This window comes from Acinetobacter endophylla (assembly GCF_053543775.1).
In genome coordinates, this window is the sequence record NZ_JBLVOM010000038.1 from 1 (window position 1) to 10273 (window position 10273).

The 10273-nt window shown below is 37.7% G+C and carries 15 protein-coding genes, 1 pseudogene and 1 other annotated feature; of the genes and pseudogenes, 7 read left to right on the top strand and 9 right to left on the bottom strand.

Annotation, left to right across the window (positions count from 1 at the left end):
* From ACNPNW_RS04035 to ACNPNW_RS04045, 3 genes are all read left to right on the top strand, one after another.
* Window positions 1–381, top strand: a 381-nt coding sequence (locus ACNPNW_RS04035) for a transposase (protein ID WP_448766561.1), incomplete at its 5' end; no start/stop codon positions are given.
* A 21-nt stretch (window positions 382–402) separates the two neighbouring features.
* Entirely contained in the window at window positions 403–912 is a 510-nt protein-coding gene (locus tag ACNPNW_RS04040; RefSeq protein WP_005005975.1) for a hypothetical protein, read from the top strand.
* A 138-nt stretch (window positions 913–1050) separates the two neighbouring features.
* Window positions 1051–2037, top strand: a complete 987-nt coding sequence (locus ACNPNW_RS04045; RefSeq protein ID WP_005028607.1) for a hypothetical protein — start codon at window positions 1051–1053, stop codon at window positions 2035–2037.
* Between the two features lie 55 nt (window positions 2038–2092).
* Here ACNPNW_RS04045 and ACNPNW_RS04050 read toward each other — a convergent pair whose 3' ends face one another.
* From ACNPNW_RS04050 to ACNPNW_RS04070, 5 genes are all read right to left on the bottom strand, one after another.
* Entirely contained in the window at window positions 2093–2470 is a 378-nt protein-coding gene (locus ACNPNW_RS04050; RefSeq protein ID WP_005005978.1) for a hypothetical protein, read from the bottom strand.
* A 13-nt stretch (window positions 2471–2483) separates the two neighbouring features.
* Window positions 2484–2843 (bottom strand): hypothetical protein, encoded by a 360-nt coding sequence (locus tag ACNPNW_RS04055; protein ID WP_005005980.1) that lies wholly within the window; start codon window positions 2841–2843, stop codon window positions 2484–2486.
* 531 nt (window positions 2844–3374) lie between these two features.
* On the bottom strand, window positions 3375–4325 hold the full coding sequence (locus tag ACNPNW_RS04060; RefSeq protein WP_005005981.1) for a hypothetical protein: 951 nt from the start codon (window positions 4323–4325) through the stop codon (window positions 3375–3377).
* Window positions 4326–4336: 11 nt separating this feature from the next.
* Window positions 4337–4807 carry a hypothetical protein gene (locus ACNPNW_RS04065; RefSeq protein WP_005005983.1) on the bottom strand — a complete coding sequence of 157 codons (471 nt, stop codon included), beginning with the start codon at window positions 4805–4807 and terminating at the stop codon, window positions 4337–4339.
* Between the two features lie 65 nt (window positions 4808–4872).
* Entirely contained in the window at window positions 4873–5280 is a 408-nt protein-coding gene (locus tag ACNPNW_RS04070) for a hypothetical protein (RefSeq protein WP_005005986.1), read from the bottom strand.
* A 220-nt stretch (window positions 5281–5500) separates the two neighbouring features.
* Here ACNPNW_RS04070 and ACNPNW_RS04075 point away from each other — a divergent pair, with 220 nt between their 5' ends.
* A complete protein-coding gene (locus ACNPNW_RS04075) occupies window positions 5501–5794 on the top strand; it encodes a hypothetical protein (protein WP_005005987.1) in 294 nt (97 codons plus the stop codon).
* Between the two features lie 195 nt (window positions 5795–5989).
* Here ACNPNW_RS04075 and ACNPNW_RS04080 read toward each other — a convergent pair whose 3' ends face one another.
* Complete coding sequence (locus ACNPNW_RS04080; protein WP_005005990.1) at window positions 5990–6793, bottom strand: DUF4942 domain-containing protein; 804 nt, start codon at window positions 6791–6793, stop codon at window positions 5990–5992.
* Between the two features lie 146 nt (window positions 6794–6939).
* Between ACNPNW_RS04080 and ACNPNW_RS04085 the strand changes: the two genes are divergently transcribed.
* Window positions 6940–7062 carry a hypothetical protein gene (locus ACNPNW_RS04085; protein ID WP_265092683.1) on the top strand — a complete coding sequence of 41 codons (123 nt, stop codon included), beginning with the start codon at window positions 6940–6942 and terminating at the stop codon, window positions 7060–7062.
* A gap of 81 nt (window positions 7063–7143) precedes the next feature.
* Here the strand turns inward: ACNPNW_RS04085 and ACNPNW_RS04090 are convergent, their stop codons facing one another.
* The 3 genes from ACNPNW_RS04090 to ACNPNW_RS04100 are packed head-to-tail and all read right to left on the bottom strand — an operon-like array spanning window position 7144 to window position 8815.
* On the bottom strand, window positions 7144–7674 hold the full coding sequence (locus ACNPNW_RS04090; RefSeq protein WP_063454715.1) for a hypothetical protein: 531 nt from the start codon (window positions 7672–7674) through the stop codon (window positions 7144–7146).
* A gap of 34 nt (window positions 7675–7708) precedes the next feature.
* Window positions 7709–8458, bottom strand: a complete 750-nt coding sequence (locus tag ACNPNW_RS04095) for a hypothetical protein (protein ID WP_234631464.1) — start codon at window positions 8456–8458, stop codon at window positions 7709–7711.
* A gap of 12 nt (window positions 8459–8470) precedes the next feature.
* Window positions 8471–8815: a hypothetical protein gene (locus tag ACNPNW_RS04100; protein WP_005028585.1), complete on the bottom strand. Its 345-nt coding sequence runs from the start codon at window positions 8813–8815 to the stop codon at window positions 8471–8473.
* A 256-nt stretch (window positions 8816–9071) separates the two neighbouring features.
* Here ACNPNW_RS04100 and ACNPNW_RS04105 point away from each other — a divergent pair, with 256 nt between their 5' ends.
* Together ACNPNW_RS04105 and ACNPNW_RS04110 are read left to right on the top strand one after the other, a co-directional pair.
* Window positions 9072–9437, top strand: coding sequence for a hypothetical protein (locus ACNPNW_RS04105; protein WP_005028583.1), 366 nt, complete (start codon window positions 9072–9074; stop codon window positions 9435–9437).
* 253 nt (window positions 9438–9690) lie between these two features.
* Window positions 9691–10273: pseudogene (locus ACNPNW_RS04110) on the top strand (IS3 family transposase); the annotation flags it as partial.
* Window positions 9966–10082, top strand: a sequence feature (AL1L pseudoknot). (Overlaps the previous pseudogene by 117 nt.)

Genomic DNA, 10273 nt, shown 5'->3' on the forward strand with positions numbered 1-10273 from the left:
GTTTCTCCTCAGTTTAATGCCAATGCTATTCAGGATTATGCATTACGCTGGGAAATTGAAACCTTATTCAGTTGTCTCAAAGGACGAGGATTCAATCTTGAAAATACGCGCTTGACAGACCCTAGACGAGTGAAAAAATTGATTGCGGTCTTAGCTATAAGCTTCTGTTGGTGCTACTTAACGGGTGAATGGCAACATGATCAAAAAAAAGCGATAAAAATAAAGAAGCATGGACGACTCTCAATGAGTTTATTTCGCTATGGTTTAGACTATGTTCAAATGGCGATTCAGCGTTTAATTGGTTTTGGGAAAAAAGAAGAGTTTAAGGAAATTCTGGCAATTTTAAGAAGGCAGATGCCTGATAGGATAAGAGTTCTGTGAAATTTGTCGTGTACAGAGAAAATGAACACAACTCTACCTATTCTTATTCATAGCGTTATTGGTGGTATTGGTGAACATCCAGATGCTAAAAAACGAAGCTTAGGATACGGCGCTATCATGCTGTATATACCGATTGAACATATGGTCGGTTCAGGTGTACTTAAGCTGATGATTGATGTGAATACACTGTCGATCTATGCGTCTGAAAATCCTAATTACCTAAAACAACCACATACCATCAATGAAGCTTCTCACTTGTGGAATGCATTGCGCTTTGACAGTGCTTCTAAAGCCAGTCGGAAGGTCATTCATGATAATGGGTATGTTGAGTGTTTGTTTTCCATTCCTATGAAGGTTCTTGAGCCATTTATGGGTGCTGAATTGATTCAAAACGAATTAGGACTTCCATACATGGCCATCGATCAAAGTGACAAGTCGAAATGCATGCCGATTTGGTATGATGTCAGTAAATCGACCAATCAATTTATTGATGGCAACTACAACGATTATCCTGGTGTGCAGCCAACTTAAATTTTTAAGAAAAGTTTTTAGCTTTGATGATTTGTTAATTATTTATATCGACCACATTGGCGATGATGAAGAGAACAGACTCAATATGGCCCGTTTAATGGGCCACATTTATTTTTATAGATTAGGGATGCTAACTGCGTGAAAACAAAAATCATTTTAAACATCATTTTGTGGACCTTAACCGTCCTAACTTGTTATGCGTGGATTGCCTTTACGTTTATTGAACCAGTTGGCTACACCATGACTTTTCTTGTTATTTTAATATTGATGACAGTAGTGCTCAGCTGGTGCTTGGCAACACCTTATATTAAGACCAAAGACCGAACCAAGCGACTAGACGAAAACTTTAAGCTACTTATGCTCTCTGTTGCTGTTGTTCCACTCCTAATGTTTCTACTGTCATATGGTTTTATATGGTGTTTCAAAACGCTAGAAAAGAAACAGTTCAACCATGACCATATTGCTGCGATGGTACCGGGTAGTAACTTCAATCAACTACAAAAGTTTGCCAAGGAAAACTACAACGCGCCACTTGTGTTAGGTGACTTTAACGAAAGTTGGGCTTTAACTTCCTTAGATATACCGCAAGCTTCTCCAGCTTCATTAAGATCTAGTACAGGATATTGCCTGGTGAATATGTCTAAAACCAGCATGAACACCATGTATAAAGAAGCAAAAACCGATGTAAGCTACAACGATTGGGAAATGCTGATATTAGCGCACGAGTTATCTCACTGTTTAGATCGTGCGACCGATGTGCCTGGTGAACTTGGCCAGCCACTTAAAGCATTAAATTCAATTGCGCCGTCTGATCGGTCCAAAGTAAAGATGGATGATGTATCTACCTTTGTAACGGCTGAAAGTAGCGGTAAAACGCAACTATGGCGAGAATCTTATGCGGATCTGTTTGCGGTAGGTTTTATGTCACTTGATCCAAAATACGATACTGCAGCGTTAAGAGAAAGCCTGATTAAATTACGTGAAAAACGTAAGGCACAAGATCCAACCCATAATTCGGTGTGTTGGTTGCAGTATTCTAAGAGTCAGCCTTTCCCACAAAAAGGTTCGGATGTTTTTTCTTGGGCAAATAACATCAGAATTAAAGCGCCGTGCGAGTTGAAATAACTTGTCTTCAGACTAATTAAAAGCCCGAATTTCGGGCTACTTTTATACCAGCTAATTAACAATAAAAGCCAGGGCTTATAGTTGGTGCAGACATATCATCATAGATGCAATCTATACTGACTGCAGGTTTATCAATGTGGCTAAATAAGCTTGGATTGACCAATTGATTTGTTAGCTTAGATTTTTCTATACTAAAGCCAACCAGTTCAACTTCACAATCACACACGTAATGGAATTTTGCCTTACCGTGCAACACAAATACATTAGGTGACTTCTCATACATCTTGAAGTACTCGGCTTGAGTTTGTGACAATGGAACCTCCAGCACCACAAAGCCATTTGGTACGACAAAAACTGCAGATCCATCATTTACTGAGTAAACGATGGCTTGAACATCAGAAGCACGTTCAAAACCCACACTTTTTTTTATCATTTAGATTACCTTTTTATATTGTAGCGAATGAACGTTGTAAAACAGATTGTAGATCTGCTTCATTTGTAATATTCGCCTCGAGCGCAGCGTTTCGTACATCAGCTAGGTTTAACCAATGGCGGTGCTCAGCTTTAGTTTTTTCAATTTTGTGTGGTGTTCTTGGGTATTCCCAACTCCAGTAATGCTTTTTATAAATCTCCTTATCTTTCACAAGATACGCCTGTATAGATTGACTATCCTCATTAGTTGCATAGCCAACGCCAAAGTAAATATCTAAACCTTGCTTTAGTGCAGTTTGATAATCGGCTTCAAATTGAATAACAAGGGATTCAATCCTAGCTTCATGAGAAAAGATACTAGATAGTTTTAACATCACACGGCTCCAAGTTTAAGGCAATATGCCTCGAGATAAAACCATTATAACGGTCAAAATCCACTAAATTAGTTTATTTAAAAAAATTTCATTAAAGTTAAACCCTTGAAGATTAAAACATACGGCGAAAAACTTAGGTTTTTTATTCAATATTAATCAGACTTACTCAAATTTAGTCTAGATGAACTGGTATTTTTAAAATTAAGGCTGCTTCGCGTTCCCATTTGTGAACAGATTCTCATTTTTGAGAATGAATTATATTTCATTTTTTGACTGACACTGGAACAATTAGCCATAGACGAGTAGGGGGTGGGTAAAGCCATATACCACATTTAAGAAATAACGCCGTAGTGGTGTTAATTCATTGTTAATTGAATATGGTTTGAATTAAGGCTTGATGGAAATGCATTAGTAGAATTATGGGTGCTGAATTATCAAAATTAAGTTTTGGATTATTTTAATCAATTAAAAAAACATCGTTTGCGTTTATAAAGCCAGCAGTTGATCAATTAGCTGATCAACGCAAGGGTATTAACCTTTTTTATGGTTTAAATACTTTTGAGTACGTTCTAATAATTTCGGGATGGTTTTTTCTGCTTCTTCTTGGGTGAGATGCAAACCATAAAATTTATTAGTTGTTCCGTAGCTTTCATTAAGTACTGAATAGGGAATATATAAGGTGTACATGTCTTGTTCTACTGAGTACAACGTGATGAAGTCAGTCGTATATGAAAACTTGCCATTTTCGCTCTCTAGCTTGATTTGTTGGTGTTTAACGAGCTTGAGTGGTGAAATGCAGTCACCGCCATAGATCGCAACTGTGCCACGCTCTTTGTACAGCTTAATGAGTTTTTTGGTGCATTTTAACGGCTTGCCGTGTTTGTCCAATTTTGGTTGGTTGCGAACAAAGATGTTATAGCGAAGATTCGAGTCACCAAGCATCCCGCTTGTTGTTTCACTGATGGTCAATTGGCGTTTAGACTTCTTATAAAACTCTAATAAGCGTTGCTGTAAATTGAACCGTGAAACACCGCATTCGATGTCAAAATCTAGACTTTTAAAAGCGTTTTTATTACTGTTGTTTCCAAAGTAACAAACTGCATCGTTAAACATTTGCGTTAAGTTTGCAAAAATTAAGAGAAAGTCGTTTTGTGGGTACGGACGTTTTTGATACATGCACCCAAACTCACTGTCTGACAACTTATAAAAATAGGTGCGAACGCCAGTATAACTGCAAAGTGAATCATAAATGCGTGTGCCTTTAATTTGAATCTGAGTAACATAGCTAGATGAAAATTCAGGGGTAGCCCAAAGCATAGGGCTGAACAGGATGTCCTTCACTAATCCATTGTCGTATGCACGGTCGCCAACGCGACTTTTTTGGTTAATGCGGTCGTTTTGGGTGTAAACATGGATGTTCTTCAGCTCCAACGTTTCACGTTTGAACACGGTCTTTTCAGCGGTAGCAGTAGCGGTCGTCATGGTGAAGTTCCTTATCGGCTTAAATACGTGTGTGCAAAAATTGCTTGCATGGTTTTAAAAATTTGGTCTGTTTCAAAGTAGTCAGAAATTTGCTCTTGGAATGGGCTTTGATGGTTGCGAACCAACGTGCGAATCGCAGAACTATTTAAGGTGTCTGAGTTGGTAAAACCATTTTTTAGTACTTTGATCTCAAAATATGGGCTAGTGGATGCAATCACACTGACAATAATGTTGCCGTCTTGGTCTGTCTTAACTGACAAATCAGCAATTGGGCTTAGCTCATGGCGTAAAAAATACATATTGTCGGGGTTATAGATTGCTTTAAATCTGATTCCGTCTTGGCATATAGCGCAAAACAGTTCATTCACCGACTCAGCAGTAAAGATCGCCCCAAACGTCACAACAACAGGCCCGACATTTTTTTGCTGTTTTTCATCATGTTTGATGGTTAGCTCGCAATGCGCTGTAATTAGGTTTTGCATGGTTTATATCCTCAAATGTGATTCAGTGGCATACGCACGTTATCCGTGCGTATGGGTGAATTGAATTAAGAAAGTTCGCGTGACCAACAATCTTCTATACGGTCGTATGCGTAGCCGTTTTGAGCCATTAACGTGCAAATGTCTTCAAGGTTTTTGCCAAAGATATTTACTGAGGTAACTTGGTCGAGTACTGATGTATGACCAAAGTTTTCTTTTAATGTTGCAACGTAGATTTCAACGTCCATGAAGAAGAAATTTGTTTTATCAGCCAATGTCGGCATGTGCTGTTGAAATTGAAGTTGAGCATAGTCACTATCCGCTTGAAGATCCGCAAGGGTTAAATCACAGTTGTTGTCGATGTAATCTGAGATTTCATCAAACAATGTTTCCATGTGAGCACCGCTAAAAGTTTTAGGGAAACCGATGTATAAAGTGCCTTGTAACTGTACTGATTGAGCGTTTAAATTTGACATGCTGTTCACTCCAAGTTTTAAGCTTTCTGCTTTTGATAGTTTCATTTTATGGGAAAACACAACCTGGCAAACCTTTCTCGAAAAATAAGATTTTCAATCTTTTTTAATCAATTAAAAAACATCGCTTGCGTACTAATATGATTTTTCTATTAGCCGTATCGCCGTAATGCATTAAGAATAATTTAACGAGCAATTAGTTAATTAATTAAGTTTAATTAAATTGTTAAGTTTTAAAACATATGAAGATGAACCAGCTCAAGACCGTCTTGTGCTTGAAAACATCACCATTGCTGAAGCGATGAAGTTAGCTGAAAACAACGGATTCTTTAAAGCAAAGTACCAGGTGCTTAAAGTGATTCAATATTTTGATGTTGAATTGGTACTCACGGCGTCTGATGTTGAGTACTGTGCTGAATTACACCAGTTTAGCGGTGGCTATAACGTGACGGTGCTTGCTGATACACCTGAACAAGATCTTATTGCAATTCTCAATTCATTGGGGATATTGAATTAGAGCCATCTCGTGATAAGAGAATGCAGCTCCGAAAAATGGAGTCTAAATTTAAATCTGCCTTTAAGGGATATGATTTATCCCAAGTATCCATAGTGATATGGTCAGTGTATGTTCACCAGTGGCACGATCGCAAAATTAGTACCGTATATATCTAAAAAAAAACCACAATAACAATTGAGGGTTTTTTAATGAGCTTTATAAAATGGGTTCATCATACGCACGGCGTTTGTGTTTTACATTTGGATCTATGCCAATTTGATTCGGATATAACAGGTTTAATACCTGGTTAATGCGATCAACTACGCATTGATTAAACAAGATATGACAGTTACCGTTTTCGTAGATCTTAATGCGTAATAAATTATCATCAATGCTATGCCAGATACCACGATCTAACCTGAGTTTATCTAATCTAGTGTGGTCTAAAGGCTTGCCAAATAACTGCCTTGCTATAAAGCGTACTTCTTCCACTAAATTATCTCGTCTGCAATAAGAATGGTAGCTATTGTGATGAATGATCACGCACGGGTTAATACCAGCACCAAGATTGGTTTTGTATTTGCTTGATAATTGGCAAAACAATGAATCAACTTTACGAGCATATGCCATGTGGCGCGTAGACCAGATAGATTCTAAAAATACATTCACGTTATCCATCGTGAAATCTTCAATTTCATGACGAGCAATTTTATCTGACAACGCATCATATTCTTTTTCAGATATAAAGTTTCTAAGATTGATGATCTCAGTTAACTTCCTCCAGAAGCATGACGATATTTGTTTTAAAGCAGATTCTTCAGTATTGAATGATGATGAATATGATTTTCGGGTGATTGCACTCACAATCTGGTAAGCATCAAGTTCAATATCTTTGATGCTTTCATAAATAACCTTTATTGACGATTTTGCTTTTTCGCATTGCAAAATTAGCTTTTCGACTTCAATAAAGTCTAATTCAGATGCTTGCACTTCTCTTTTTATATTTACCAACATATTCATAATTGCCCACCTAATTAGCTTAATTGTCTATATAGATATTTTAATAAAAACCATGGTCATTAATTTTTTTTTAAAATTTATAAGCTAACTTTTTCACTATAATTAAATTAAATAAGCACAACGCTTAAAACTTGGTGTAGTGGAATATGGCTCAACCTTTAAAATTCCTTTTAATACCACTGGCTATGTTAGCCAGTGTTGTTGTTTTGGCTATTGCATTAAGCTTGGTTAAAAAACCTAATGGGTTGAAGAATCCAAAACCTTTTTAATCAATTAAAAAACACCGTTTACGGCCATAAATCTATGGCCATAAAAAAGAGAGGGCAAACCTCTCTTTTTTATGGATCTGATTAGAACAAATCTCTTTTAAGGTAATTGGTTACTTTTTGCTTCACCTTGCTGGCCATAAAGTGTGTGCTGTGAAGTCCGTTGTATTCGGTCACGCATTCAAAGCTTTCAAGCAATAGGCTTTCAGGTGAGATCCCATTCCATGCGTTGAACTTCTCCAGACCGTCTTCTGAGAGCAAATCATATTCAATCATTTCCTCAATTGCCTTGCGTTGTAGATTGATTGCTACATCCAGCACTTCACCCTCAATAAGTGCTCTAGCTTCACTTGGATTGAACATTCCAATACGGTGAGCTTCGGCAACAGGCTCAACCTGTAACGGTGCACTCACTTCAATTTCGTATACTTCGCCATCTTTGGGATGAAACAATACAACCTCAACAAAAATCACTTCAATAAAGTTGGGAACAGTCTTTTTTGCTTGCCCAATGATATTGATCACACATGATGGAACGCCACTATATGTAGCACTCTCGGTTTTCAAAAGGTGGCGAACTGTATCGGTACCAGGATTCAAATTGTGTAGTTGCATTGTCGTATCTCCAAGTTTTAAGCCATGAGCTTGATTAGTTTTGTTTAAAGTGTTCTGTGAACTCTGACCATGTTTCAGGGCGATCAAGAAGATCTGCCAGCTTCCCTAGTGTGCAATTGGTTAAGTAAACTTCCTTACCTAATGCAGACTTTAACAATGGTTTTAAGCTGTTTGAAAAACGTCTTAGGCATAACACATGCTCTTTACCAGCATTATTGAGTATTGCCTCTTGTATGAGCTGTATTGCCGTATATACGGCTTTATCTGTGCCTACGCCTGAGTAGATCAACTCAGATCCAACCTCTAAACCATCTGTGACGATAAACGGTTCATTACATGACTTTGGCACTGGCATGTTATGGTCACGAGCAAATTGAATTGCCTTATTTAGATAGTTTTGAGCTTGTTCAACGGTCAATAGACAGTTGTAGACTTCACCAGTAGCGGTGAGTTTTGGTGCCGAAAATAATGGTTTAGTTGCTACTGTTGCTTCGTATTTTTGCTCTGGTGCTTCGTAGTAGTACCACAAGTCAAAATCAGTGCTGAAATCATTGTAGACTTCTAAATCAATCGCTTTTAAAAAGTCTTGGATAGGCTGAAAAAAAGATACTGGTTCATCCATCCATACATCCTGAAAGGCATTGACCATTTCAGATAATTCAGCAAATTGCTGTCTACTTACCATATCGGGTATTTGACCAGATTTAAGCTGATTCAACTGTAAAAATAAAACTTCTCCGTCAGTAATACGCCCTGACTCAATGGCAAGTACAAGCTTATTCATGCGTCCAGATCCTTAGTTCAATTCACGTTCAATAATGATGTGTCTAACGGTTTCGATCGCCGTGTCATATTGCGATGTAATCATTTCAGCCAAGCTATTCACTGATTCATATTCAAGGTGACTTAATGGTGTGAAATCCTCACCAAACTCTTTTAAAAACAGCGATTCAAAGTCTTCTGCTTCGGTATCCGCAATCGCAATAAAATCAAAAACGGTGCTTAACTGAAGGTTGCAGTTAGCATCAAAACTAAGGTGGTTATTCACCGCATCAGCTTTGACAAGTCCTATTGCCCAATCACTTAAAGGATTCGATGCAAAGTGTTTTGCTGATTTAGCGTCAACTGGTAATGAGTGCATAGGGGATCGCCTATCTGTTGGAATAGATACATAGTATCAATCCTTAAAAGGTTTTAACTTTTCTCTAAAAATTAAAACGTGAGTTTTATTTTAATCAATTAAAATCAGCGTATGCGTTTTTAAGCAAGCTTAAAGTGGTTTTATAAGTCTTTTTAAATATTTTAAGAAAAGAATAATTGTTTTTAGAAAAAAAGTTTTAAGGGTTTTATTTTCTATAATTAAAAGCGAAAGGTGAATTTATTTAAGGAAAACCAAAATGATTTTAGGTGATATTTTAGCTCTTGCGATGGTTGGTACTTGGTTGCTTGCTCTTGATGAATACAAAGCAAAGCTTCTTGCATGGGGTCGCACGACATTTACGTTGTTAGCGATTACTGGTGTTGCAACCATCATTATTTCTTATGTATTTTATTCTACGGCGCAAATCGCATCTAAAGACTATGGCCAAGTAGTCGGCTGGTATGAAACCGTGCGTATTGCTGAGATCAGTGAACCATCGGAAACAAAGGAACAAGAGATTCGTAAGTTTTATACGATCATGGCTCAAAACCCTAAAGAGCTATCTCGCCGTGAGTTCTACAAGCTCCAAACACAATATAAGAATGTGATTTATACAAAGTAATCATTTACCAGGCCTGGTTACAGGCCTTTCGTCTATTCAATCGTAGGATGTATTCAAATGTTGATTCTAGAAGAGCTTTGTGGTGAGCTAATAGTTGTGTCCAACATTCTATTGTCTATTTATTTTAATTTACTTATTGTTGTTCGATAATTTTGGTTAAACCGACTATGATGAAGTCTGAAATAGAACAAATATTAAAAGAGTGAACCGTACCGGGTTTGTCGGAGACCAAGCTTTCTGAGAGAATGTCCCGATGAAAAAAGTAAAATATACCCCTGAAATCAGAGAAAGAGCGGTTCAATTATTGATTGAATCCGAGAAAGATTATCCATCGAATTGGGCTGCAATCACAGCAATTGCTCCTAAAATTGGCTGTACTCCTGAAACACTACGTGTTTGGTATCAAAAATACTTAGATCAACAAAATCCAGTTAAAGCACAGCAGCTTTCAGACCAAGAACGTATCAAACAACTGGAACGCGAAAATAAAGAACTGCAACGTGCTAACGAAATTCTACGTAAAGCAGCGGCTTTTTTCGCCCAGGCGGAGCTCGACCGCCCACACAAATAATGGTGGATTTTATCCATAACAATAAGGCGTTATATGGTGTTGAGGCGATTTGTAGAATTTTACCGATCGCTGCTTCAACCTATTACCGGACTTTAGATCTCGCGGACAATCCAGAACATCGAGCGAAACGGGATCTGCATGACCTTCATCATGCTGAACAAATTAAACGAATTTGGAAGGAAAGTTCAGGTCGGTATGGTGTGCGTAAGGTCTGGCAACAACTGAAACGTGAAGGCTATGTGATTGCACGTTGTACAGTTGCTCG